This is a genomic window from Prevotella heparinolytica (assembly GCF_004342845.1).
Classification (GTDB): Bacteria; Bacteroidota; Bacteroidia; order Bacteroidales; family Bacteroidaceae; genus Bacteroides; species Bacteroides heparinolyticus.
Genome location: NZ_SLXB01000004.1, coordinates 108,883 through 133,609 on the forward strand (window position 1 = coordinate 108,883; position 24,727 = coordinate 133,609).

The 24,727-nt window shown below is 51.5% G+C and carries 20 protein-coding genes and 1 pseudogene; 11 read left to right on the plus strand and 10 right to left on the minus strand.

Annotated elements, in window-relative coordinates:
- The 5 genes and pseudogenes from EV202_RS03735 to lpdA all read right to left on the minus strand — a co-directional run bounded on the left by EV202_RS03735 (position 1) and on the right by lpdA (position 5,145).
- Complete coding sequence (locus EV202_RS03735) at positions 1–690, minus strand: hypothetical protein (RefSeq protein WP_131925539.1); 690 nt, start codon at positions 688–690, stop codon at positions 1–3.
- 175 nt (positions 691–865) lie between these two features.
- Positions 866–2,344 carry a D-alanyl-D-alanine carboxypeptidase/D-alanyl-D-alanine endopeptidase gene (dacB, locus tag EV202_RS03740; RefSeq protein WP_131925541.1) on the minus strand — a complete coding sequence of 493 codons (1,479 nt, stop codon included), beginning with the start codon at positions 2,342–2,344 and terminating at the stop codon, positions 866–868.
- Between the two features lie 56 nt (positions 2,345–2,400).
- Positions 2,401–2,538, minus strand: a pseudogene (locus EV202_RS03745) (DUF2007 domain-containing protein); the annotation flags it as partial.
- 17 nt (positions 2,539–2,555) lie between these two features.
- Complete coding sequence (locus tag EV202_RS03750) at positions 2,556–3,761, minus strand: TlpA disulfide reductase family protein (RefSeq protein WP_131925545.1); 1,206 nt, start codon at positions 3,759–3,761, stop codon at positions 2,556–2,558.
- A gap of 25 nt (positions 3,762–3,786) precedes the next feature.
- Positions 3,787–5,145 (minus strand): dihydrolipoyl dehydrogenase, encoded by a 1,359-nt coding sequence (lpdA, locus tag EV202_RS03755; RefSeq protein ID WP_131925547.1) that lies wholly within the window; start codon positions 5,143–5,145, stop codon positions 3,787–3,789.
- 155 nt (positions 5,146–5,300) lie between these two features.
- On the opposite strand from lpdA, the gene EV202_RS03760 reads away from it, so the two are divergent.
- The 6 genes from EV202_RS03760 to EV202_RS03785 all read left to right on the plus strand — a co-directional run bounded on the left by EV202_RS03760 (position 5,301) and on the right by EV202_RS03785 (position 13,127).
- Positions 5,301–6,254 (plus strand): hypothetical protein, encoded by a 954-nt coding sequence (locus EV202_RS03760; protein WP_131925549.1) that lies wholly within the window; start codon positions 5,301–5,303, stop codon positions 6,252–6,254.
- A gap of 400 nt (positions 6,255–6,654) precedes the next feature.
- On the plus strand, positions 6,655–7,611 hold the full coding sequence (locus tag EV202_RS03765; protein WP_106069498.1) for a calcium/sodium antiporter: 957 nt from the start codon (positions 6,655–6,657) through the stop codon (positions 7,609–7,611).
- A 111-nt stretch (positions 7,612–7,722) separates the two neighbouring features.
- Entirely contained in the window at positions 7,723–8,859 is a 1,137-nt protein-coding gene (locus tag EV202_RS03770) for an N-acetyltransferase (RefSeq protein ID WP_131925551.1), read from the plus strand.
- A gap of 236 nt (positions 8,860–9,095) precedes the next feature.
- Positions 9,096–11,030, plus strand: coding sequence for a DNA topoisomerase IV subunit B (locus EV202_RS03775; RefSeq protein WP_131925553.1), 1,935 nt, complete (start codon positions 9,096–9,098; stop codon positions 11,028–11,030).
- The gene (coaD, locus tag EV202_RS03780; RefSeq protein WP_106069495.1) at positions 11,027–11,497 is read left to right on the plus strand and encodes a pantetheine-phosphate adenylyltransferase; all 471 of its coding nucleotides are present in this window, start codon (positions 11,027–11,029) and stop codon (positions 11,495–11,497) included. Before EV202_RS03775 ends, coaD begins: the two co-directional genes overlap by 4 nt.
- Positions 11,498–11,507: 10 nt before the next feature.
- Positions 11,508–13,127, plus strand: a complete 1,620-nt coding sequence (locus EV202_RS03785) for a S41 family peptidase (protein WP_131925555.1) — start codon at positions 11,508–11,510, stop codon at positions 13,125–13,127.
- 8 nt (positions 13,128–13,135) lie between these two features.
- On the opposite strand, the gene EV202_RS03790 is transcribed toward EV202_RS03785, so the two are convergent.
- Positions 13,136–13,738, minus strand: a complete 603-nt coding sequence (locus EV202_RS03790; protein ID WP_131925557.1) for a phosphatase PAP2 family protein — start codon at positions 13,736–13,738, stop codon at positions 13,136–13,138.
- A 104-nt stretch (positions 13,739–13,842) separates the two neighbouring features.
- Between EV202_RS03790 and EV202_RS03795 the strand changes: the two genes are divergently transcribed.
- From EV202_RS03795 to EV202_RS03810, 4 genes are all read left to right on the plus strand, one after another.
- Positions 13,843–14,745, plus strand: coding sequence for a helix-turn-helix domain-containing protein (locus EV202_RS03795; RefSeq protein ID WP_131925559.1), 903 nt, complete (start codon positions 13,843–13,845; stop codon positions 14,743–14,745).
- Positions 14,746–15,266: 521 nt separating this feature from the next.
- Positions 15,267–15,965, plus strand: coding sequence for a succinate dehydrogenase/fumarate reductase cytochrome b subunit (locus EV202_RS03800; protein ID WP_106069491.1), 699 nt, complete (start codon positions 15,267–15,269; stop codon positions 15,963–15,965).
- Positions 15,966–16,000: 35 nt separating this feature from the next.
- Positions 16,001–17,947, plus strand: a complete 1,947-nt coding sequence (locus EV202_RS03805; protein ID WP_131925561.1) for a fumarate reductase/succinate dehydrogenase flavoprotein subunit — start codon at positions 16,001–16,003, stop codon at positions 17,945–17,947.
- A 30-nt stretch (positions 17,948–17,977) separates the two neighbouring features.
- Positions 17,978–18,733: a succinate dehydrogenase/fumarate reductase iron-sulfur subunit gene (locus EV202_RS03810; protein ID WP_106069489.1), complete on the plus strand. Its 756-nt coding sequence runs from the start codon at positions 17,978–17,980 to the stop codon at positions 18,731–18,733.
- A gap of 89 nt (positions 18,734–18,822) precedes the next feature.
- Here EV202_RS03810 and EV202_RS03815 read toward each other — a convergent pair whose 3' ends face one another.
- A complete protein-coding gene (locus EV202_RS03815; RefSeq protein WP_234878236.1) occupies positions 18,823–20,580 on the minus strand; it encodes a phosphatase PAP2 family protein in 1,758 nt (585 codons plus the stop codon).
- Positions 20,581–20,794: 214 nt separating this feature from the next.
- Between EV202_RS03815 and EV202_RS03820 the strand changes: the two genes are divergently transcribed.
- Positions 20,795–21,598, plus strand: a complete 804-nt coding sequence (locus EV202_RS03820) for a glycerophosphodiester phosphodiesterase family protein (RefSeq protein ID WP_131925563.1) — start codon at positions 20,795–20,797, stop codon at positions 21,596–21,598.
- Positions 21,599–21,611: 13 nt separating this feature from the next.
- On the opposite strand, the gene dprA is transcribed toward EV202_RS03820, so the two are convergent.
- The 3 genes from dprA to EV202_RS03835 form a co-directional block, all read right to left on the minus strand.
- A complete protein-coding gene (gene dprA / locus EV202_RS03825; RefSeq protein WP_106069487.1) occupies positions 21,612–22,736 on the minus strand; it encodes a DNA-processing protein DprA in 1,125 nt (374 codons plus the stop codon).
- Between the two features lie 175 nt (positions 22,737–22,911).
- Positions 22,912–23,322 (minus strand): acyl-CoA thioesterase, encoded by a 411-nt coding sequence (locus EV202_RS03830; RefSeq protein ID WP_131925565.1) that lies wholly within the window; start codon positions 23,320–23,322, stop codon positions 22,912–22,914.
- A 95-nt stretch (positions 23,323–23,417) separates the two neighbouring features.
- Entirely contained in the window at positions 23,418–24,710 is a 1,293-nt protein-coding gene (locus EV202_RS03835) for a peptidase U32 family protein (RefSeq protein ID WP_106069486.1), read from the minus strand.
- Positions 24,711–24,727: the final 17 nt, after the last annotated feature.

Here is a 24,727-nt window from a genome sequence, read left to right on the forward strand (position 1 = left end):
TTATTTAAAGAGGCTTATGACAGAACCGTCCTCAAGATGAACGGCCACTTCCACCAATCCGAATTTATGGTTTCCGGTGTAGACCACTTTCGTTACTCCCGGTTCGGCAGGAATCTGCTCCACTTGTACCACCTTAATCTTTGTGAACCCCATGTTGTAATCATTGTCTGTCGATTTCTTCGTGACTTTGAAAGTCTCCACGGTTCCCTTTTTGGTCTTATACGTCCAAGTATCTCCCACATTGACATCGTATTTCATGACAACCGCCTGCCTGCCGGACGAGTTGACGATTGCCACTCCATCCGTGGAATTAAACAGTTTGCCTTTTGCTTTGATGTTCCCGCCGGAAGTGCTGAAAGAATCATCGATATTGAACTCTTCCGCATAACCGGCAAGGCGGCTTAGCACGTTCTTCAACGGTTCGGATTCTGTCTGCATCGAAAGCTCTACTTCGATAACGCCGTCGTCATTGGCGGTAACTTTCGATTTACCGGACCCTATCAAACGCTTGTCACCGATAATCAGCCTGACCATACTGTTCAACACCGTGCCCACCTTGTTTTCTTCAAGGTTGGTGTCGCCTTTTAAGGTAATGCTTCCGCCTTCTTCTTCTTTCTCGCAAGCAACCATTGCCAACATGCCACATAGCAGAAGAAGCAACCACTTGATTTTGAATTTTCTTTTTTTCATATTCGTCTGATTATTTATAAGAAATGATATTCTCTTTGAACGTCAAGCCGCCGGGGCTGTTTCTTTCTTACAAATTAATGGAATATATGCGTTGGCGGGACTAACAAATCATACGAAAACACTAACAAATCGTATAAATCTTTGAATTTGTCTGTTTCAGAGCCTATATCTTCTGTTATTTAATTATTTCCTCGCACACGGCATCCTGAAATGCCCGTGCTGCTCTGCCCGAAAGCACATTCTGGTTCATGATGGCGAAAGCTGTTTCGTGTCCGTTTGCCGCTTTCGCATATCCGGCAAGGCAATTGATGGCTGTAAAAGAGCCGGTCTTGGCATGGACTTTCTTGTAGGCCGGCGTGCCCTTCTTCATCCGGTTTTTCAATGTGCCGTCCACTCCGCTAATGGGCAATGCCTTATACAGTTTCGCGAAGATGTCGGTTTGTGAATAGGCGTACTTCAAGAAACCTACCAGCAATGCCGGAGAGATGTAATTGTAGTTGGACAATCCGCAACCGTCTGCCAGCTTGTAGCCGTCGGGGTTGTGTCCCAGCTGTTTTATCAGCATGCGGATGGCGGAAAGTCCGTCGTCCGCCGAAACATGCTTTTTGCCGGTATATTGCGCTCCGAGGCGGCAAAGCAGGGCTTCGGCATTGAGGTTGTCGCTCTCTTTCATAATCTCATTCACCACATGCTGCACGGGCGTCTCATATACTGTTACCTGCACGGAAAGGCTGTCTCTCGATAATTCGCCGAAGACATAGCCGGAAGAGGGGATGTGCTCTTCGGGCATAATGCACCGGATGCCCCGTGCTTGCAGGCGTTCCATAAAGGTGTGCATGAAGAAGTCTTGCGAAGAGTAGATATTCACGGTTGCCTCCCGGCGCCTGTCCACGTTTCCGGTCACGATGATGCGGTTTCCGTTTTCCAGCCAGTTGCGCGACACATGGAAACGGCTGGCAGAAGGGGTTTGAGACTTTGTTTGGTTGGTCAGAGTGTAGTATGAAGAGGCGGGGATGCACGATAGTCGTGCGGCCTCTCCCCGTCCGCCGGGCGTGGCGGTGACCGTGACCGTGCCTTTGTTCAGCATCAACGGCGAAAGGTAGGGTTGGTAGGCTTCGGGGGTGTCGTCCCATGCCCATCCGTTTCCCCAATACAAGGAGTCTTTCATGGAGATGTCGCCGTACACTCTTCCGTGAATCACGCTGAACGGCAACCGTGCCACGGCGTTTACCAATGAGTCCAATGCGGAGTCGTCAAATTCCGGGTCATATCCACCTATTATATATAGGTCGCCTTGCAGGGTGTCGCGTGCAACCGTTCCCTTGTACCACACTTCGGTGCGAAACGGTTCGTCGGCTTCGGGGCGGGCAAGGGCGGTGATGGTGGTAAGCAGCTTCATGGTAGAGGCGGGACGGGAAAGCATATCGGCCTGATACTCGTACAACGGCCTGCCGTCCGTCAGGTCATACACCGAGATGCCCACGTTGGAACCGGCAGGAAGCATCTGTTTGATGAGCGTGTCAAGGCGGGAAGAGAGGCTGTTCGGCCTATCTATACCCTTTTGAGCGGCAATAGGCAATAAATAGAAGCAGAGCAGCACCGGCAGCCACTTTCTCCTCGTAAATATATCCTTTCTGTTTTGACTGACCTCCATACACATGATTATTGCTTGTCCTCCTCTTTCCTTGCTACGGGATTTTCAAAACGGGTGTCGCACGTATACCTTTGCATTATGCCGGACATGCTTTCATTATGCAGGATGGAAGCAATCCCTTCGTTCTGCAAAGCCCCCTGAATGACATATGCCTGAAAGGCATCTTTGCATGTGATGAGTTTGATGGTTTTCATGTGTCGTTATTGTTTTTTTAATTTATCCCGATGTTGATTTCTTCTTTCAACTTTTTGAGCAAGGAGCCTTTGCCATAACCTCCCCATATACTCTGTATCTTCCCATCGGGAGCAATCAAGACATAGTGAGGATATCCTTTCACTCCATAAGACATGGCAAGGCCTGTGCCTGCTTTGCGAAGTTCGTTCCATTGATTACCCTTCATCTGTCTTTTCTCTACAAAAGCTTTCCAGCTCTTTTGGGGGTCGATGCTGATACTGACAATAGCCAATGTATCCCTATACAGTTCTGCAATTTCTTCCAGTTCGGGAAGAGACTCGATGCAAGGGCCGCACCCGGAGCTCCAAAAATCGAATAGAATGTAGCGTCCTTTAAATTGGGAAAGATGATGACTTCCCCCCTGAACATCGTACAATTCGCCATCAACCATTTCATCGCCCACCCCGACCGTAGCGGCAGGATAGAGGTATTGATACGCCAACTCCGCTTCGGGCGTATGTTTCACGGAATCGGGCAGCCGGGCGTACAGGGCTTTCAGCTCGTCGGAGTAGGGCATGAACTCTTTTGAAGAACTCATCTGTGCATAAGTCAGCAACTTTGTCATAAAGACTTTGCCTATTGGAGACGTCGCCATATAATCCAGCTCTTTTTTGTAGACTGCACGCATCAGGGGGAACGAATACTGGCGCAGAGAGTCCACCTTTGCCCATGCCAGCCGGGCAAATTCCTTATCACCTGCATGCTCCAATTGCATTTTCCGAAGCCAACCGCACTCGGCCGCATTATAAATCAGATGCTTCCTGTTCAACTCACGCGAAGCATCTTGAAAAAGATTTTGCTCATGCTGTTCAGCAATATCGCTTTCTGCCCGCCAAAGGGGAAGCAGCCTGTCTTCTCCGGTGACGGTTATCTGTTTGCCCGGAGCCACCCACACGTCCAGCCACTGCGAGGGAAATCCCTCATCCGAAGAGATAAGCATCAGCGACTTTGTACAAGAGACGGTGTCGCTGAAAGCAAATTTTCCATCCGCAACAGTGTCGAGAGTCATCGGTATAAGGAGTTGTCCATCCGATTGGTACAAGCCGATAACTATTCCATCAGGAAGAGAGGGGACTTTTCCGGTAATGGAAAAACGGTTAGCGGTAACAGGTGCGGTATCTTGCGACCGGCTATCGTATGTGTGGCACACAAATAAAATAAAAAAGAATAAAAACTTTTTCATTATTTCTGATTGGAATTATTGCCTTTTACACCATCTCCCTGAATATCTCCCCCACCGTGGGATGCGGGAAAACAATCTTCTTCCATTGGCCGATGGTGAGTCTTAGTTCGATGGCCATGCCTGCCAGCGTGATGATTTCGGAGGCGGGGTTGCCCAGCACGTGTGCTCCCAGCACGGTGTCGTCGTCGGCAAGCAGTAGCTTGCATACGCCGTTCACTCCCTCGTTTTCGGCTACGAAGCGGCCGCTATAAGCCATCGGGAGTTTGAGGGCACGATAGGCGATGCCTTTCTTTTGCAGGGATTCTTCGGTTTCTCCCACACCGGCTATTTCGGGGTTGGTATATACCACGCCGGGGATGGCGCGATAGCTCATGACGTCTTCCTTGCCTATGATATGATGTACGGCTACTTCGGCTTCGCGCACGGCGGTGTGTGCCAGCAGCGAGAAACCGGTGAGGTCGCCGCAGACGTAGACGCCGGGGATGGAGGTCTGCATGTGCCCGTCCACACGGATGCTGCCGCGCTCGGTCTTTTCAAGATTCAGGTTCTCCAGTCCGAAGCCTTTCGTCACGGGGCGGCGGCCTACGCTCATCAGCAGCTTGTGGGCCACCACGGAACCTGCACCTTGGGCGTCCTCATAGTTCACCTGCACTTGCGGGAGGCCTTCTGCCGATGAGGCTTCGGACAGGGCGGTCACTTTCGTGCTCGTCAGGAAGCGGATGCCCCGCTTGGCATATTCCGCACGGAGCAGGGTGGAGAGTTCCTTGTCCATGCCGCCGAGGATTTCGTCGAGCATCTCGACGACCGTGACCTGCACGCCCAAGCTGTTGAAGAAAGAGGCGAACTCCATGCCGATGACGCCGCCGCCGATGACGACGAGCGAGTCGAGAAGCTCTTTGTTGTCCAGCGCGTCGCGGTGTGTCCAGTAAGGCACTCGGTCTACGCCGGGAATGGGAGGGATGAATGTCTCCGAGCCGGTGCACAGCAGCAGGTTGTCGCATTCGTAGGTCTCTTCGCCGCACTGCACGTGGTGGTTATCCACAATCACGGCCTCGCCGCTTACGATGTTCACCCCGTGGGCGGTGAGTTTGCCTTTTACGCCCAATACCAGTTTGCGCACCACCTTCTGTTTGCGGGCTATTATCTTGGGCAGGTCGAACGACGCTTCCGCCACGTTGACCGCATATTTGGAGGCATGGCGCGCCCCGTCGTAGGTCTTTGCCGAGTAGAGCAGGGTTTTGGTGGGGATGCAGCCCTCGTTCAGGCATACTCCGCCAAGGTTTTGTTTCTCGAACAGGACTACACTCAGGCCGGCTTTTCCGGCAGCTTCGGCGGCCGTATATCCCGCAGGGCCTCCGCCGATAATGGCAAGTTGATATTTCATGGTTTTCCGTATTATAGATTTCTGCCTGCAAGATACGACATCTATTTCAGAAAAACTCGCTCTGCGGCACTCTTTTTGCAGAAAACGCATACCTTTGCCGATACATTCATTAACCTGCTCCGTCCGTCCGGACGAAGATAAAACTGAAGATACAGATGAAGACAGATGGTTTGTTCCGGTTGTTTGCTTTGAAGTTAGTTTTTTTATCCTGTTTGTTGGTTGCTTGCGACAAGGATGAGGAAGCCGCCCTTGCCCCTTTTAGGGAAATCACCGTAGAAGGTGAAGCCGGCACCCTGCAAATAGACATGACACGCGGCGGATGGCGCATCGCTTCCGTCACCACTCCGGAGGGAGAGGCCATGAAAGACGGGTATGGCAGACCCCTGCAACTGGAGGGCATGGGAAGCCTGCACCATCGTTGGTGGGACTTGCAGCGGAACACCGACACTCGCATCACCCTGCGGTTGAAAGATAATTTCGACGTGGCGGCACAGCGTAGTCTCATCCTCAACCTCGAGATGAAAGAAGGCCTTTACAAGGAGCAAGTCGTTATCAAACAAAACTACTGCCGCAACCTCTACGAAATAGAATCCCTTAAGTACAGTCTGGAAGAGGGTGACGGGATGTCGGAACGCGAAATCGTGCCCTACGGTCTGAAGTATCGGGTAGAAGGAGGAGGCGATGAGGTGGAGCCGTTCACCGTTTATCCTTTCTTCAACGAATTGGCCACCTACCAATTTGTTTTTGATGATAGCACCGAGGACTATTTATCTTGGATAGAACCTCAAAAGCGCTTTGTAAAGCTGCCCGTCCGCATAGAAGACGGGAAGGTCATCATAGACGAAGAGTCTTTTTTCCTCCATAAGGAATTCAGATACATCAAGGACAAAGCATTGAAAGAGAAAGGCTTTAAGGTGGAGATGATACCTTCTAAATGGAACGTGTATACGGCCGACATCTATTGCAAGCGGTTGCAGCTTACTTTCCGCCTGACCCTTGCCCGTCCCGGTAGAGACGGGGAGCTGGTGCTCAGAGGAAAGATGATGTATAGATATTCTTACGACTGCTCACCGGTGAGGCACACTACCCAAGATTATAAAGGGGAATAGCGGCACGAAGAATCAGCCAAAGCTCCATGCCCGTTCCTTCGCGGCATGAGAGGCGGATGGTGCAAATGTCAATATTTATCCGAAGCTCCTTGAGGATTGTCGTACCCCGCCGAGAAGGTGCTCTGGATGGGGGTATTCTTCCGACACCGAGAAACGGGTCGTTTCTCACCGAGGAACACCCTCTTCCTCACCGAGGAACGAGGCTTTGCTCGGTGTCCGGGAAGCGGGCATTCCGCATCCTATGGAAGTTTGTAAAAAGAAATGAACCCTCGGGGTGGTGGCCGGGGGAAGGAACCGTAGCTATATAAGCGGCGGTTGAAACTTCCATGGCTTTATTTTCACAAGAGAATGAGCGTATAAAATGATACTCTTGCTATCTTTGCACCCAAAACCAATCGTTATGAACATACTTCTTCTCATCGGAGGCCTCCTCCTTATCCTTTTGGGAGCCAACGGCCTGACAGACGGTGCCGCTTCTTTGGCCAAACGTTTCCGCATCCCGAACATTGTCATCGGACTCACCATCGTGGCTTTCGGTACTTCCACTCCCGAACTGACGGTCAGCGTGTCGTCTGCCCTGAAAGGCAGTGCCGACCTGGCCATAGGTAACGTGGTGGGCAGCAATATCTTCAACGTACTGATGATTGTGGGCTGCACGGCACTCGTTGCCCCAATCGTGGTGACGCGTAACACACTGGTCAAAGAAATCCCGCTTTGCATCCTTTCGTCCGTGGTGCTCTTATTCTGTGCCAACGACATTTTGCTCGATGGCAGCACAGATAACGTCATCAGCGTCACCGACGGGCTTGTGCTGCTCTGCTTCTTTATTATTTTCTTGAGCTATACGCTCGCCATTGCGCGAGGCGGAAACGAGGGCGGAGAGGAGGAAGAGATAAAACAACTTCCCTTGTGGAGGTCGGTGCTCTATATTCTCGGCGGACTGGCAGGACTCATCCTCGGCGGTAATTTCTTTGTGGAGGGTGCCGGCGGCATAGCCCGCAGTCTGGGTGTCAGCGAATCCGTCATCGGCCTTACGCTGGTGGCAGGCGGTACTTCGCTGCCCGAACTTGCCACCAGTGTGGTAGCCGCCCTGAAGAAGAATCCCGAGATAGCCATCGGAAACGTCATAGGCAGCAACCTCTTCAACGTCTTCTTCGTGTTGGGCTGCGCGGCTTCCATCACTCCGTTGCATTTAGGAGGCATCAACAACATGGATTTGCTGGTGCTCATCGGGGCAAGTATATTGCTCTGGCTCGTCGGCGTGTTCTTCGGCAAGCGCACCATCACGCGCGTAGAGGGCAGCCTGATGGTACTGTGCTACATCGCCTACACGGCTGTGCTCGTCTATAACGCCTGAACACGCACTTCGTCTGAAGCGAGAAGAATGTGCCTGCATCCATTTTTCGGACAGATATATCTCTTTTTAAGGAGAATAAAGTATCTTTGCGCCGCATAACAATATACAGATATGGCTATTACAATCAAAAAAGTTTCTACAAGAAGAGAGTTGGAAAAGTTCATCCGGTTCAACTACCGGTTATACAAAGAGAACCCCTATTCCGTGCCCGACCTCTTCGACGACATGCTGAACACCTTCAACAAGAAGAAAAACGCAGCTTTCGAGTTCTGCGAAGCCGATTATTTTCTGGCTCTTCGCGACGGCGAAATCGTGGGCCGCGTGGCAGCCATCATCAACCATAAAGCCAACCGGACGTGGAACAAGAAAGACGTCCGCTTCGGATGGATAGACTTCATAGACGATGCCGAAGTGTCCGAAGCCCTGATGCGCACCGTGGAGCAATGGGGCAAGGAACGAGGCATGACGCACATACAAGGGCCGTTGGGCTTCACCGACTTCGATGCCGAGGGCATGCTCATTGAAGGCTTCGACCAGCTCAGCACCATGTCCACTACCTACAACTATCCTTATTATAGCACGCACATAGAGCGCATGGGATTCGAGAAAGATGCCGACTGGGTGGAGTACAAAATCTACATCCCCAACGACATCCCCGACAAGCACAAACGCATCTCCGAGCTGATTCAGCGCAAATACAACCTGAACGTGGTGAAATGCACCTCGGCCCGGACGCTTGCCAAGAAATACGGACAGGCCATCTTCGAACTGATGAACGAGGCCTACCGGCCGCTCTATGGCTATTCCGCCCTTTCGCAACGGCAGATAGACCAATACATCAGGATGTACCTGCCCATCATCGACCTGCGCATGGTGACGCTTATCACCGATGTCGACGACCGCCTGATAGCCGTAGGCCTATCCATGCCGTCGCTTTCTAAAGCGTTGCAAAAGAGCAACGGGCGCTTGCTGCCCCTCGGCTGGTACTATCTGGGCAAGACCATCTTCCTGAAACGATATCCCAAGATACTGGACCTGCTGCTTGTGGCCGTGAAGCCCGAATATCAGAACAAAGGCGTCAATGCGCTGCTCTTCTCCGACCTCATTCCCGTCTATCGGAAACTCGGCTTCGAATATGCCGAAAGCAATCCCGAACTGGAGATGAACGGCAAGGTGCAGGCACAGTGGGAGTACTTCAAGACGGAGCAGCATAAACGCAGACGCTGTTTCGTGAAGGAAATAAAGTAAGATGTAAAATCGTCCCAAAAAACGTCCGTTTCTTTGCGAAGCTCCGATTTTCTGATTATTTTTGCGCAATAGCGAGCGCATGGCAACGCTGTTTTATGATGTTCCGGGCACGGACGGCATGGGTTCGATGCATAGAATCCGTCTTAATCGGTGCAACCCGTGCCCGGAAAATCACAAAGTGTTTTTTCTGCGTTCTCCTCATAAAGTATCAACCGGAAGCATCGTAAAATAGAATAATGGAAGAAAACAACAACCTGCTCTTATCTCCGGACGGCGAAAACACCCTGCCGGACAACTCCGCCACTTCTACCGTAGAATATACCGACGACAATATCCGCCACCTCGACGACATGGAGCACATCCGTGTACGTTCGGGCATGTACATAGGCCGGCTGGGCGACGGCTCGCAAAGCGACGACGGCATCTATGTGCTGCTGAAGGAAGTGATGGACAACAGCATCGACGAATTCAAGATGGGAGCGGGGCGGAAAATTGAAGTTGCCATCGAAGACAACCTGCGCGTCAGCGTGCGCGACTACGGACGGGGCATCCCGCAAGGCAAGCTGATAGAAGCCGTCAGCAAACTGAACACCGGCGGCAAGTACGACTCGAAAGCCTTCAAAAAGAGCGTGGGGCTGAACGGTGTGGGCATCAAAGCCGTCAATGCGCTGAGCGCCCGCTTCGAGGTGCGCAGCTATCGCGACGGCAAAGTGCGCTCCGCTACCTTCGAGCGGGGCATGCTGCAAGCCGACACCACCGAAGACACCACCGAAGAGAACGGAACCTACATCTTCTTCGAACCGGACGGCGGACTGTTCCTGAACTATTCTTTCCAGAACCAGTTTGTCGAAGGGTTGCTGCGCAACTACACTTATCTCAATACCGGTCTTACCTTTATATATAACGGTCAGCGCATCGTCTCCCGTCATGGGTTGGAAGACCTGCTGAAGGACAACATGACCAGCGAAGGCCTCTACGACATCGTCCACCTGAAAGGCGAGGACATCGAAATAGCCTTTACGCACACCAATCAGTACGGCGAGGAGTATTACTCTTTCGTCAACGGGCAGCACACCACTCAGGGCGGAACACACCAGACGGCACTGAAGGAACACATCGCCCGAACCATCAAGGAGTTCTTCAATAAGAATCAGGAGTATGCCGATATCCGCAACGGACTGGTGGCGGCCATCGCCATTGACGTGGAGGAGCCGATGTTCGAGAGCCAGACCAAGACGAAGCTGGGCAGCAACAACATGTGGCCCGCCGTGCTCCAGGAACAGAAAGCCGCAGGACCCACGGTGAACAAATATGTGGGCGACTTCATCAAGACCGAGGTGGATAACTACCTGCACAAGCATCCGTTGGTCAGCGAGGTGATACTGCAAAAGATACAAGACTCCGAGAAAGAGCGCAAAGCCATTGCCGGAGTCACCAAACTGGCACGCGAACGTGCCAAGAAAGCCAACCTGCACAACCGCAAGCTGCGCGACTGCCGCTACCACCTGAGCGACGGGAAAGGAAAAGCGCAGGAAGAAGAGTCGTGCATATTCATCACCGAGGGCGACTCTGCCAGCGGCTCCATCACCAAAAGCCGAGATGTGAACACACAGGCCGTATTCAGTCTGCGGGGCAAGCCCCTCAACTCTTACGGACTGACCAAGAAAGTGGTGTACGAAAACGAAGAGTTCAACCTGCTGCAAGCCGCCCTGAACATAGAAGAGGGCATAGAGGGGCTGCGCTATAACAAAGTGATCGTAGCCACCGATGCCGATGTGGACGGCATGCACATCCGCCTGCTCATCATCACGTTCTTCCTGCAATTCTTCCCCGACCTGATAAAGAAAGGGCATGTATATATCTTGCAAACTCCCTTGTTCCGTGTGCGTAATAAGAAGAAGACCAACTACTGCTACACGGAAGAGGAGCGCGTAAAAGCCATCGAGGAGTTAGGCCCCAACCCCGAAATCACGCGGTTCAAGGGATTGGGCGAAATATCGCCCGATGAGTTCAAGTATTTCATTGGTAAGGATATGCGCTTGGAGCAGGTGTCCCTGCGCAAGACAGACCTCGTGAAGGAGTTGCTGGAGTTCTACATGGGAAAGAACACCATGGAGCGGCAAACCTTTATCATCAACAATCTGGTTATAGAAGAAGATTTAGCGTCATGAGAAGAGCCATCTTTCCGGGAACATTCGACCCCTTTACCATCGGGCATGCTTCGGTGGTGAACCGCGCGTTGACATTCATAGACGAGATTGTCATCGGCATCGGCATCAACGAAAACAAGAACACGTATTTCCCCCTTGACAAGCGCGAACAGATGATACGCGACTACTATCGGAATGAGCCTCGCGTCATGGTACAGGCTTACGACAGCCTGACCATCGACTTTGCCAAACAGGTGGACGCTAACTTGATAATACGCGGTATCCGCACCGTGAAGGACTTTGAATACGAAGAAACCATTGCCGACATCAACCGCAAACTGACGGGAATCGAGACAATCCTGCTCTTCACCGAGCCGGAACTGACGTGTGTCAGCTCTACCATCGTTCGCGAATTGCTGCAATTCGGCAAAGATATCAGCATGTTCCTGCCGGAAGGAATGGAAATTCCGCCGGCTGACCGGAAATAGAAGAAACGATATGAAGAAAATACTGTTTATCATAGCATGCCTGTGCCTTGCGACGGTGCAGGCGCAGAATTCGAACAACGAAGCCTTGCGCAAATTGCAAATGGCCGAGTTTGCCATTACCAACCTTTATGTAGACAAGGTGGATGAAAACAAGCTGGTAGAAGAGGCCATCATCAGGATACTGGCGCAACTTGACCCGCATTCCACCTACAACAATGCCGAAGAGGTGAAGAAAATGAACGAGCCTTTGCAAGGAAATTTCGAGGGCATCGGCGTGCAGTTTCAGATGATAGAAGACACGCTGCTCGTCATACAACCCGTGAGCAACGGCCCTTCGGAGAAGGTGGGCATTCTTGCCGGCGACCGTATTGTGGCTGTCAACGACAGTGCCATCGCAGGGGTAAAGATGAGCACGGAAGACATCATGGCCCGTTTGCGCGGCCCGAAGGATTCGGAAGTGAAGCTGACTGTCGTGCGCCGTGGCGTGGACGACTCCTTGTTTTTTACGGTGAAGCGCGACAAAATACCCATTCTCAGTCTGGACGCCTCGTACATGATACAGCCGCAGACCGGCTACATACGCGTCAATCGTTTCGGGGCGACCACCGCCGAGGAGTTTGTAAAAGCATTGAAAGCCTTGCAGAAGAAAGGTATGAAAGATTTGATTCTCGACCTGCAAGGAAACGGGGGAGGCTATTTGAATGCCGCTATCGACCTTGCCAATGAATTCCTGCAACAAAAAGAGTTGATAGTCTATACCGAAGGAAGAGCTGCGCGCCGCAGCGATTTCTTTGCCAAAGGAACGGGCAATTTCAAGCAGGGACGTCTTGTCGTGTTGGTTGACGAGTATTCTGCTTCGGCCAGTGAAATCGTGACCGGTGCCGTGCAAGACTGGGACAGAGGAGTGGTGGTAGGTCGCCGCACCTTCGGCAAAGGGCTGGTACAACGGCCTCTCGACCTGCCCGACGGTTCGATGATACGTCTCACCGTGGCCCGCTATTACACCCCTTCGGGCCGCTGTATTCAGAAGCCCTATGACAACACTGCCAACCTTGACGGTCGGACGGGCGGAGAAGGCAGTCAGGAAAAATACAATCAGGAACTGACAGACCGTTTCAATCATGGGGAAATGATTCATGCAGACAGCATACATTTTGCGGACTCGCTGAAAGTCCGGACAAAGCGCATGGAGCGTATTGTCTACGGGGGCGGAGGCATCATGCCGGATTTCTTTGTTCCGATTGACACCACCCGATATACGGATTATCACCGCAATCTCGTGGCCAAAGGTGTGGTCATCAAAGGAGTTGCAAAATATATCGAGAAGTGCAGGAAAGAGTTGCAGAACCTCTATAAGAAGTTTGAGGCATTCAATGAAAAGTTCGAGATAGACGACGAAATGCTTGCAGGGCTGCGCACGTTGGCCGACAACGAGAAAATCGCTTTCAACGAAGAACAGTACAGCCGCTCGTTACCGCTGATCAAGACCCAACTCAAAGCCCTGATTGCCCGTGACCTATGGGATATGAACGAGTATTTCCAAGTGATGAATGCTACCAATAGCAGCGTGGATCAAGCTCTGAAGATATTGAATGAGGGGAAGTATGAGGAGACGATAAAAGCTGAATAAACAGAATTTCAGTTTCCGAACAACCAGCGGTTCAGCCAACGGTTAATGTAGGCGTTGGCCACGGCACACCCTGCACCCACTACCGCGCCTGCCAGTACATCCGACGGGTAGTGTACCCCTTCGTTCATGCGCGAGATGCTGACAGAGCAGGCCCATAAAGCCGAGGGGGCTATCACATACCATTTGGGATACTTCAGAGAGAGTGAGGTGGCAAGGGCAAAGGCCGTTGCCGTATGTCCGGATGGAAAAGACGGGCTGTTTTCATGACTGTAGGCATGCACCCTATCGGGATATTTGTCGTAAGGACGCTCACGGCCTACCAGATATTTCATGCCATAGGTCACGGCGAACGCTCCGGCCACACTGGTACCTATGTAGGCCGCATCTTTTAACAACTCTTTATCGTGCCTGATCCAAGCCACGGCAGCCATGGCTACGGGGACACCGACAGCGATGTACGGTTCCGTTACCGAAACAATCTTGTTGTAGTTGCGTATGAACTGCCCATTCCAGCTGTTCACTTTGTGCAAAATATCAATATCACAGTTTTGAGCCGGGAGGTTGAACGCGATAAGTAGGGCGAAATATGCACAAAAAACATTTCTTTTCATCAATTAACTTATTGGTTTGGTGCAAAGATAGAATAAACTGATAGAGTTTTCATAAAAAAGCTCTATCTTTGTCAATTAGTTTATTATAATTCGCTAATTATTTCATGGGATTGGAAACTTATTGCAAGCGACAGATTAACTGTAATGAATGTCCCCAAAAATCGGAAGGAGTATTGGTTTATCACCATTATTCCAAGGGGCAACATTTCTCTGCCGAAAAGTTTACCCAGAACTGCATGCTCTTTATGTTGCAGGGCGAATTGCTTGTAAACAGTGAAGAATATCCCGGAACCACCCTCCAAAGCCGCCAAATCATTTTGCAAGCCATCGGCTCCAAAGTGGAGTTGCTGGCTTTGACAGAAGTAGAATATATCGTGTATTGGTTCACCGAGCTTCCGGTGCTATGCGAAGAGCGTTACAAAGAGATATTGGAACGTTCGCAAACTCCGCTGACCTATACCCCGCTGACAGCAATCGCCGCACTGCAAAATCAACTGGACTTCCTGGTGGCCTATCTCAAGGATCAACCTTATGCCTGCGGCAGGTATCTGGAAATAAAATGTAAGGAACTGGTGTACATCCTGACATGCTATTATCCGTTGCCTCAAATCAGTTCTTTCTTCTACCCCATCAGTACGTACACGGAAAGCTTCCAGTATTTTGTGATGCAGAATTACGACAAGGTGAAGAATGTGGAAGAGTTCGCACATTTGGGAGGATATACCACCACTACTTTCCGCCGTCTCTTTAAAAACATGTATGGAGTGCCGGTGTACGAATGGATTCTGGACAAGAAACGGGAAGGCATCTTGAATGATTTGCAATATACCAAGCAACGTATCTCGGTCATCAGTTCCCGATACGGCTTCGATTCTCTATCTCATTTTGCGCATTTTTGTAAAGATTCTTTTGGTGATACTCCTCGTAACCTTAGGAAGCGGTTGGTAAGCGGAGAGAAAATTACAATCGTTTATAAAAGACAAGATAAAGATTCGGACGACGAGTAATTTACCTGAATTCGGGATAAGAAGCAGGTCGATAACCCACCCGGCGACCTGTATTTCAAAGTAAATGTTTATTGATTATCAGTTGCTTACTCCTGACTTGTCAGACGCTTGCATCTGACGGCTCAAACACTTGTGTCTGTCACGTCAGGCACAAGTGTCTGTCGGCTTGAACACTTGCCTCTGTCACGACAAAGGCTTGCAGCTGTCAAACAGAGGGAGGGCGGTCGGCGTAAAAGGCTCTCTTCTCTTCCGGTTGATCTCCGTAAACCGGTACATCTGGGAAATATCCGTCCGATAGGATGCTGCCCCTCATCTTTAGCAAAAGGAACTACCTATCCCTAACTCAGGTAGTAATTTGGAGGCTTGTTTCACGGGTCTTCCATGTCCTTTCCTCTATTATGGAATAATTTCTTTAATTCCTTGCTTAATCAAGGTTTTTCCTCTATTTTTGCGAGAAAATAGTGAAAGTGTCTTCAATAAATAATATTTCTAACTATTAAATAACTTAAATTCAATCATTTATGTGGTTAAGTAATTCATCTGTAGGAAGGAAAGTGGTGATGAGCGTTACCGGCATCGCCCTTGTCCTGTTTCTAACGTTTCACATGGCGATGAACCTTGTTGCATTGGTTTCGGCCGATGGATACAACATGGTTTGTGAGTTCCTGGGAGCAAACTGGTACGCGCTGGCAGCCACAGCAGGTTTGGCCGCCTTGTTCATCATCCACATCATCTATGCATTCTGGCTGACTATGCAGAACCGCAAAGCCCGCGGTAACGAACGCTACGCAGTGGTGGATAAACCGAAAAACGTGGAATGGGCTTCGCAGAACATGCTCGTATTGGGTATCATCGTTATTGTCGGTCTGGCTTTGCACATGGTGAACTTCTGGTCTAAGATGCAGTTGCCCGAGCTGATGCACAACATGGGCATGCACGCTGACACAATGACGCTGGCGTATGCTGCCAATGGCATTTATCACATTCAGAACACATTCAGCAATCCGGTATTCGTAGTGCTTTATCTCATCTGGTTGGCGGCATTGTGGTTCCACCTGACACACGGGTTCTGGAGTTCCATGCAGTCGTTGGGCTGGAACAACAAAGTATGGATCGAGCGTTGGAAATGTATCTCCAACATATACTCTACCATCATTGTTGCAGGCTTCGCTCTGGTAGTTGTCGTATTCTTTGTAAAATCTCTGTGCGGCACTTGCTAAAATTAAATTGTAAATGACTAAATTGAAATTGCATTATGACTAAGATCGATTCTAAAATACCCGAAGGGCCGGTAGCTGAGAAATGGACCAACTATAAAGCTCACCAAAAACTTGTAAACCCTGCCAACAAACGTCGTTTGGACATCATCGTAGTAGGAACCGGACTTGCCGGTGCATCTGCTGCCGCTTCGCTTGGCGAAATGGGTTTCAGAGTATTCAACTTCTGCATTCAGGACTCTCCACGGCGTGCGCACTCCATCGCTGCACAAGGTGGTATCAACGCTGCAAAGAATTATCAAAATGACGGTGACTCCGTTTACCGTCTGTTCTACGATACAGTAAAGGGTGGCGACTACCGTGCCCGCGAAGCCAACGTTTACCGCTTGGCCGAAGTTTCTAACAGTATCATCGACCAGTGCGTGGCACAAGGTGTGCCTTTCGCTCGCGAATACGGAGGCTTGCTGGACAACCGCTCTTTCGGTGGCGCGCAGGTTTCGCGTACATTCTACGCCAAAGGTCAGACCGGACAGCAGTTGCTGCTGGGTGCATATTCGGCACTGAGCCGTCAGGTGAATGTAGGTACTGTGAAGCTTTACACTCGCTATGAAATGGAAGATGTTGTCCTTGTGGACGGACGTGCACGTGGTATCATCGCCAAGAACCTCGTGACCGGTAAGCTGGAACGCTTTGCCGCCCATGCTGTGGTTATCGCCACCGGCGGATATGGCAACGCTTACTTCCTCTCTACCAACGCTATGACTTGTAACTGTACGGCAGCTGTGGCTTGCTACCGCAAGGGAGCTTGGTTTGCCAACCCGGCATATGTGCAGATTCACCCCACTTGTATCCCCGTTCACGGTGACAAGCAGTCTAAATTGACGTTGATGTCAGAGTCTTTGCGTAACGACGGGCGCATCTGGGTGCCGAAAAAGATAGAAGACGCCAAGAAACTACAGGAAGGCACGCTGCAAGGAAAAGATATCCCCGAAGAAGATCGCGATTACTATCTGGAACGTCGCTATCCGGCATTCGGTAACCTCGTGCCGCGTGACGTGGCCAGCCGTGCAGCCAAAGAACGCTGCGACAAAGGCTTCGGCGTGAACAACACAGGTTTGGCCGTATTCCTCGACTTCAGCGACGCCATCAACCGCTTGGGCAAGGATGTCGTGGCCCAGCGCTACGGTAACCTTTTCGACATGTACGAAGAAATCACCGACGTCAGCCCATACGAGAACCCGATGATGATTTATCCGGCCATCCACTACACAATGGGCGGTATCTGGGTAGACTACGAACTGATGACTTCCATCAAGGGGCTGTTCGCCATCGGTGAATGTAACTTCTCCGATCACGGTGCCAACCGCCTCGGTGCTTCCGCATTGATGCAAGGCTTGGCCGACGGTTACTTCGTATTGCCTTATACCATCCAAAACTATCTGGCCGACCAGATTACCGTTCCCCGTTTCTCTACCGACTTGCCCGAATTTGTAGCCGCAGAGAAAGCCGTTCAGGAAAAAATCGACTGGATGATGAACATCAAGGGAAAGAAATCGGTGGATTCCATCCACAAGGAACTGGGCCACGTAATGTGGGAATACGTAGGTATGGGACGTACGGCTGAAGGTCTGAAAGAAGGTCTGGCCAAGATGAAAGAAATCCGCAAGGAATTTGAGACTAACCTCTTCATTCCGGGCAGTAAGGAAGGTATGAACGTGGAACTTGATAAAGCCATTCGTCTGTACGACTTCATCATCATGGGTGAGTTGGTGGCTTATGACGCCTTGAACCGTGACGAAAGTTGCGGTGGACACTTCCGCGAAGAGTATCAGACGGAGGAAGGTGAAGCCAAACGTGACGATGAAAACTTCTTCTACGTAGCTTGCTGGGAGTATCAGGGTTCGGACGAAAAAGCTCCGGTATTGCTGAAAGAACCGCTGGTTTACGAAGCTATCAAAGTGCAGACTCGCAACTACAAGAGCTAACAGATGTTCAACCTTTAAAGACTAAAAGAAATGGATAAAAATATATCATTCAAACTGAGAGTTTGGCGTCAGGCCGGTCCGAAGGCAAAGGGCGCTTTTAAAGAATATGAAATGAAAGATATTCCGGGCGACACCTCTTTTCTGGAGATGCTGGATATCTTGAACGAAATGCTGATTGCCAAAGGCGAGGAACCGGTAGTGTTTGACCATGACTGCCGCGAGGGTATTTGCGGAATGTGTTCGCTCTACATCAACGGACATCCGCACGGTCCGGCAACGAGTGCCACCACCTGCCAGATTTACATGCGCCGCTTCAAGGATGGCGATACCATCACCGTAGAACCGTGGCGTTCGGCCGGTTTCCCGGTAATCAAGGACTTGATGGTGGACCGTACGGCGTACGACAAGATTATGCAGGCCGGCGGATACGTCAGCGTGCGTACCGGCGCTCCTCAGGATGCCAACGCTATCCTTATTCCGAAGCCTGTTGCCGACGAAGCGATGGATGCTGCTTCCTGCATCGGTTGCGGTGCTTGTGTGGCTGCCTGCAAGAACGGTTCGGCCATGTTGTTCGTATCTGCCAAAGTAAGCCAGTTGAATCTGTTGCCTCAAGGCAAACCGGAAGCATTGCGCCGCGCAAAAGCCATGTTGAGCAAGATGGACGAACTGGGTTTCGGTAACTGTACAAACACCCGTGCGTGCGAGGCCGAATGCCCGAAGAACATTTCCATCAGCAACATCGCTCGCTTGAACCGCGACTTTATCATTGCGAAACTGAAAGACTAATCAGCCTTTCTATATTTGATTAATAGCACAGACGACTCCTCTGCCGGGCAAGCCGGCAGGGGAGTTTTTTTAGTCCTGAAAGCCGGTTTTTAGAAGGTGACACAAAAAGCTCCTCCCAAGACGAATTTCGACATGCTCTTGGTTGTATGCATGGTGTATGAGGTGATATAATCGTCGGCATTGGCCGGACGGCCGTTGAAAGTAAGATCTCGGGCTGCAGCCTTCATAAAGAGCATCGGTGCGTAGTCGATTTCGTAGCGTTTGCGCGTGAAATCGTAGTCGAGAAAAAGCCTGAATGCCATGCGTGATTTGTAAGCATAAGTAAGCGATACTCCTGTGCCCACCTCCATCGACCTGCCTGCTTTCACGCTGAGATAATCCCAGTCGGTCTCGTATTTTTCTCCTTCCGGACTATTCTCTCCTTTTATTTCGTAGACGAGAAAGCGTCTTCCGTCTTCCTCGTCATACGACATGTCGACATCGCGCTTTTGCCCCTCGACGTGGGCGTTGATGTCGATGCCCTGAGTATAGTTCCTGCCTACGAGCAGTTTTGTGCCGAGTGCCAGCCTCGGTGTAAGGGGCAGGCTGAAATAGGCTCCGGCAGATAAGGAGAATTCGGAGAGACGATCGGATTTTACGTTCAGTTCATACTTGTTGATGAAGCTCTCCAGATAGGGATCCAGTTGAGACAAGTCGCCGATTGGGCTTCGGGCGAAATCGCTCCAGTTCTTTACCAGCCTCGAATTTACCCTTAGCCGTCCTCCGATGCCGAAGTAAGGATTGAAGAAGTAAGCCCCTTCTGCACCTACCACAGTGGCCCGGCTGAATTTGAGATTTCGGACGGAATATCCTTCGTAGAAGTCGGCAAGGTCGGGATTGCCTGCTATCAGGTCGAGCGACTGTGCGCCCAGTCCCACACCCAGATGCACATTGAAGAACGAAGGATACCGGTACAGGTTGTTGGGGCGTTCGATGTCGGGGCGTTGCAATCCTTTGTCCTTGAATAGGAGGTCTCCGATGGCATACCCCAATTCCGTGGATAGGATGCCGATGCCTGCCCCTGCAAAGGTGTCGCTTATCCAATGGCGGTTGTTGAGCACCCGCATGCACCCTGTGGCGGTGGCCAGCGCATATCCGGCGATACTTATCCACGGGCTGCGCGTCATGCCGTATTCCTTGTGCAGAATGGTTGCGGCAACAAAAGCCGTAGCGGTGTGTCCCGATGGGAAGGAGTTGCGTGTGGAGCCGTCGGGGCGCAACTCCTTCATGCTGTATTTCACTCCGTTGACCAATGCGGCCATGATGGCATATGAGGCTCCTGCGCTTACGCCGTAACGATCCCAACGGCTGCGCCCTTCGTAGCCGGCAAGCTTGAGGCCTGTGGTAACGGCAAGCGGCACGTACTGCGAATAGTTGTCGGCCGTATGGTGGAAGTTATAGAGGAATTTGTTGCGCACTTCGCGGAAGTTTGCCTTGTCGTTGCGAAGGAGGAAGCCTGCAACAATCCACGGCAGGCCCACCCACGACACGTCGGAGCGGAAAGTGTGTTTCGTGCGGGGGGTAGGGAAGCGTTGTGCAGTCATGGTGTCAGGAAGAGATAATCGGGCAGAGCCGACAGATTGTGCCTGCAACGGAGCGGTGCAGAAAAGCATCATCCAACACACGACCGGAAAGCCTCGCAATGCCATTGTTAAAGGGGTTTGCCGGTTGTTGTTCACTGTCGCATCGACAGATGCGATTCCTTGCAGAATATACCCGGCAAACAGTTGCTCTCTTTTACCTGCCTTTAGGAATTCTTGCAGAAGAATTTGGGTATAATAGAGTATTCTTTTACAGATAGTATGCATATCGTGGACAAAGATAAGGAAAAATGTCCGTACATACATCATTATTAATACTATGCCGACCGTTTATCGGAGGAAAACGGGAGTTCTTATGAAACAAGCTGAAGACAATAAATGTTTATAAAGATATTGATTGATAAAAGAAGGGTGTCAATTTTTCGTTGAATAATGGAATTATTCTATCTTTGACAAATATTTAACCTATTGATTCAAGAAAATGAGAGTCATTCTGTATATATTTTCTATTGTTGCTTTGTTCACCGTTGTATATGGCGGCCGCCAGACGGTGAGATATGCCAAGGTGCCTGCTGCAAGCGGGCATCGAGGTGCCAATACCATTGCGCCGGAGAATACCATGGCGTCGGCGGACTCTTGCATCAAGTATGGCATAGGCAATATAGAATGTGATATCTGCATCAGCAAGGACAGTGTGTTCTACCTTATGCACGATTCTACGCTGGACCGCACTACCAATGGAACGGGCAAAATCTGTGAATGGATGTCTGCCGACATTGATACGCTGGATGCCGGTTCGTGGTTCGGACCCGAATTTGCCGGGCAGCGTGTGCCGCGCTTTGTGGACTTGCTGCGCAGAGCCAGACAAGCCGGCATGAGACTCGCTGTGGATTTTTGGAACGGAGACATGCGGAAGTTGCTGGAACTGATAAAGGAGGAGGGGATGCTGGAAAGTTGCAACTTCTCTTTCTATAAAGAAAAAGACATGAGGCTGTTCAGAAGCCTTGAACCGGATGTGAAGACCTTACAGGCCTACGTCAGAAGTCGGGACGAGCTGGAATATGTGGTCAATGAGTTTAAACCCAATGTCGTTGTGGTGCACATTGACTCGCTGACACCGGACTTCATGAAGAAGTGTCGCGGATATAATTTGCAAGTGGTAGCTCTTGTGTTAGGTTTGGAAGACAAGACGGCCGAAAACCGGAAAGCCGTAGAGCTGGGCGTAGACATTGTAGCCACCGACCGTCCCGATGCTTTCGTCAAGGAATATGGCAGGGAAAGATGAGAAAGGGAATCCTTCAGTTTCTTGCCGGCAAATGATAGACATCGCCCGGCATTGCCTTTACCGCTCCTTTCATCTCCAGCTCGAACAGCAGAACGCTCATGCGGTTCACGGGGATGTTGCTCTCCACTACCAGTGTATTGATGTGCAGGTCTCCTTTCTGTGAAAGGATATGTACCACCCGTTCTTCCTCTTCCGAGAGCTCAAGGAAGAGGTTGCGCTGAATGCCTTCCGGACGAACTTCTTTGCGTGCAGTATCCCAGCCCATGGCTTGCATAAACTCTTCGGCGCTCTGAATAAGAGCCGCCTTGTTGTCGCGTATCAGCCGGTTGCAGCCGATGGAAGCGGTATCGGTGATGCGTCCGGGCACGGCAAAACAATCTCTGTGATAGCTTTCGGCCAGCTCGGCCGTGATGAGAGAGCCGCCTTTGGCTGCCGACTCTACCACGATGGTGGCGTCGCACATGCCTGCCACGATGCGGTTGCGGCTGACGAAGTTGTATCGGTCGGGGTTGGTTCCGGTGAGGAATTCGGTCAGCAAACCGCCGTCGGCCAGCATATCCACCGCCGTTTTGCGATGTACGTATGGATAGAGGCGGTCCAGACCGTGGGCAAGGACGGCAACTGTGGAGAGCCCGTTTGCCAACGCTGCGCGGTGGGCGTGGATGTCGATGCCGTAGGCCAGTCCGCTCACCACGAGCACATCGGGACAGAGGGCCGCGAGGTCGTGCAGGAAGTCGGCACAGAACTGCTTGCCGTAGTCCGTGGCCTGCCGGGTTCCTACCATATTGATGACGTGCAGCCGGTTGAAGTCGACGTTCCCCTTGAAGAAAAGTACCGCAGGGGCGTCGTCGCACTCGCGCAGACGACCGGGATAAGCCTCGTCTTTCAGGGTCAGACATGTCAGTCGGTTCTTTTCCACAAACTTCATCTCTTGCCCGGCACGCTCGAAGGCGGCGGGACAATCGAGTGCGGCCACCACGCCGCCGGTCACTTCGGGTATGATTTCAGGAAGTTCCTTTCGCCGGCTGAATACTTCGGCGGCGCTGCCTGTACCCTCTATCAGGCGTTTCGCCCCTACATGCCCGATGCCGGGACAGAGCGTAAGGGCTATGCTGCAAAGCTGTTCTTCGCTGTTCATCGGTAGTCTTTTCTGCAACAAAAAGACCCCGTCCGACAGACACTTGTGTTTGTCGCAACAGACACTTGTGTCTGTCGTGACAGAGTCCGGTGTTTGTGCCGACAAGGACTTGTGTCTGTCATGACAAAGGCTTGTGTCTGTCGGCCGAGGTTTAAACGTTTGTTATACAACGGGGTTACTCTTCTTTCAAGTAAGGCACGAAGAGGGTGTCGAAGAGGCTGCTGTCCGTCAGGCGGCCGTTCACCACACAGACGGTTTCCACCACGCCTTTCAGGGAGACTTTTCCGTCGCTTGCCCGGAAGATGTCCTGATAGAAGACGTACTTGATGCCCTCTTTCCGCATATAGAGCTTGCAGACGAACTCGTCTCCGCTCTTCAACGGTGTCTTGAATGCCATGCTGATGCGCGCCACCACAGGGTCGATGCCCTCTGTGTGCAGTTTGGCGAAGTCGGCGCCTGCCGAAATCAGAAATTCATGACGCGTATGTTCCAGATAATGTTGGTAGTTGGCATTGTTTACGATGCCTTGCAGGTCGCACTCATAGTCGCGCACCTTCATTTTCAGTTCATAAATATACTTTTCCATAAATGCTTTTTTGTCGAGGTTCTGTCGAACCTTCTTTATCATTGGTTTCTCGGCGGGATTGCACCGATTTCACTGATTTACAGGTTTCCGGTCGGTCATCCCCGTTGCTTCTCCACATCCAGTCCTTTGAACTTCTTCAGCTCTTCCACGCTGACCAGCTTGTAGAGTTTGTCGCTGGGGCGTATTTTGGGCGATTTCATCGAGAAGTGTTCTCCTTTCTTCACCGTGTGCACCGGCTTCAGGTCTACACGGGCTTCGTCCAGCGTGAGGAATTCCGCTCCCGTCGTGGGGCCTGTTATCAGCAGCTTGTCGCCCACGCTGACTTCGGCGGCTTCCACCAGAAACTCGGCCACCCCGATGTTGCTGAAGTAGCGTATGCCCTTGCCCACATAAATCTTGCGCTCCGTGGCGGCCGAGCCGTAGTTCTTGGTCCACTCGCCCAGGCGTTGTCCCAAGTAATACCCGTCCCAGAAGCCACGGTTGAAGACCGTCTTCAGTCGCTCGTCCCACACAGCAATCTTCTCGTCGGTGAAGGAGCCGTCCACATAAGCGCGGATGGCCTCTTTGTAGCATTCCACCACCGTGCGCACGTACTCAGGCCCGCGGGCACGCCCTTCAATCTTGAACACGCGCACGCCGGCATCCAGCATCTTGTTCATGAAGTGGATGGTCTTCAGGTCTTTGGGCGACATGATGTACTGGTTGTCTACCTCCAGTTCCACGTCCGTCTCCTTGTCGCGCACCGTGTAGCTGCGTCGGCACACCTGCATGCAGGCGCCCCGGTTGGCCGAGTGGTTCATCTCGTGCAGCGAGAGGTAGCACTTTCCGCTCACGGCCATGCAGAGCGCGCCGTGGCAGAACATTTCGATGCGTACCGGCCGGCCGCCCGGTCCGCAGATGTTCTCCTCCCTGATGTGGCGGTAGATTTCGGCCACCTGCTCCAGATTCAACTCGCGTGCCAGCACCACCACATCGGCAAAGCGGGCATAGAAACGGAGCGCCTCTACGTTGGAGATGTTGAGCTGCGTGCTGAGGTGTACTTCCTGCCCTATGCGGTAGGCATACTCCATCACGGCCACATCGGCCGCAATCACGGCAGAGATGCCCGCCGCTTTGGCGGCATCCACAATGGTGCGCATCAGGGCGATGTCGTGGTCGTATATGATGGTGTTTACCGTCAGGTAGCTCTTCATGCCGTGCTCGTCGCACGTGCGGGCTATCTCCCGCAGGTCGTCTATCGTGAAGGTATTCGCCGAGCGGGCACGCATATTCAGGTTCTCGATGCCGAAGTATATGGAGTCGGCACCTGCCTGTATGGCTGCCGCGAGCGACTCGCGCGAACCTACGGGGGCCATTATCTCAAAATCGGAAAGGCGGGGTGAATTCATAAAGCCGAAAGGGAAAG

Coding starts and splice junctions, on each gene's coding strand:
- EV202_RS03790 (WP_131925557.1), bottom strand. CDS start 13,738: ATGAAAAGAAATGTTTTTTGTGCATATTTCGCCCTACTTATCGCGTTC.
- lpdA (WP_131925547.1), bottom strand. CDS start 5,145: ATGAAATATCAACTTGCCATTATCGGCGGAGGCCCTGCGGGATATACG.
- EV202_RS03765 (WP_106069498.1), top strand. CDS start 6,655: ATGAACATACTTCTTCTCATCGGAGGCCTCCTCCTTATCCTTTTGGGA.
- EV202_RS03735 (WP_131925539.1), bottom strand. CDS start 690: ATGAAAAAAAGAAAATTCAAAATCAAGTGGTTGCTTCTTCTGCTATGT.
- EV202_RS03830 (WP_131925565.1), bottom strand. CDS start 23,322: ATGGAAAAGTATATTTATGAACTGAAAATGAAGGTGCGCGACTATGAG.
- EV202_RS03795 (WP_131925559.1), top strand. CDS start 13,843: ATGGGATTGGAAACTTATTGCAAGCGACAGATTAACTGTAATGAATGT.
- EV202_RS03835 (WP_106069486.1), bottom strand. CDS start 24,710: ATGAATTCACCCCGCCTTTCCGATTTTGAGATAATGGCCCCCGTAGGT.
- dacB (WP_131925541.1), bottom strand. CDS start 2,344: ATGGAGGTCAGTCAAAACAGAAAGGATATATTTACGAGGAGAAAGTGG.
- EV202_RS03750 (WP_131925545.1), bottom strand. CDS start 3,761: ATGAAAAAGTTTTTATTCTTTTTTATTTTATTTGTGTGCCACACATAC.
- EV202_RS03800 (WP_106069491.1), top strand. CDS start 15,267: ATGTGGTTAAGTAATTCATCTGTAGGAAGGAAAGTGGTGATGAGCGTT.
- EV202_RS03815 (WP_234878236.1), bottom strand. CDS start 20,580: ATGCATACTATCTGTAAAAGAATACTCTATTATACCCAAATTCTTCTG.
- EV202_RS03810 (WP_106069489.1), top strand. CDS start 17,978: ATGGATAAAAATATATCATTCAAACTGAGAGTTTGGCGTCAGGCCGGT.
- EV202_RS03760 (WP_131925549.1), top strand. CDS start 5,301: ATGAAGACAGATGGTTTGTTCCGGTTGTTTGCTTTGAAGTTAGTTTTT.
- EV202_RS03805 (WP_131925561.1), top strand. CDS start 16,001: ATGACTAAGATCGATTCTAAAATACCCGAAGGGCCGGTAGCTGAGAAA.
- EV202_RS03785 (WP_131925555.1), top strand. CDS start 11,508: ATGAAGAAAATACTGTTTATCATAGCATGCCTGTGCCTTGCGACGGTG.
- dprA (WP_106069487.1), bottom strand. CDS start 22,736: ATGAACAGCGAAGAACAGCTTTGCAGCATAGCCCTTACGCTCTGTCCC.
- coaD (WP_106069495.1), top strand. CDS start 11,027: ATGAGAAGAGCCATCTTTCCGGGAACATTCGACCCCTTTACCATCGGG.
- EV202_RS03775 (WP_131925553.1), top strand. CDS start 9,096: ATGGAAGAAAACAACAACCTGCTCTTATCTCCGGACGGCGAAAACACC.
- EV202_RS03820 (WP_131925563.1), top strand. CDS start 20,795: ATGAGAGTCATTCTGTATATATTTTCTATTGTTGCTTTGTTCACCGTT.
- EV202_RS03770 (WP_131925551.1), top strand. CDS start 7,723: ATGGCTATTACAATCAAAAAAGTTTCTACAAGAAGAGAGTTGGAAAAG.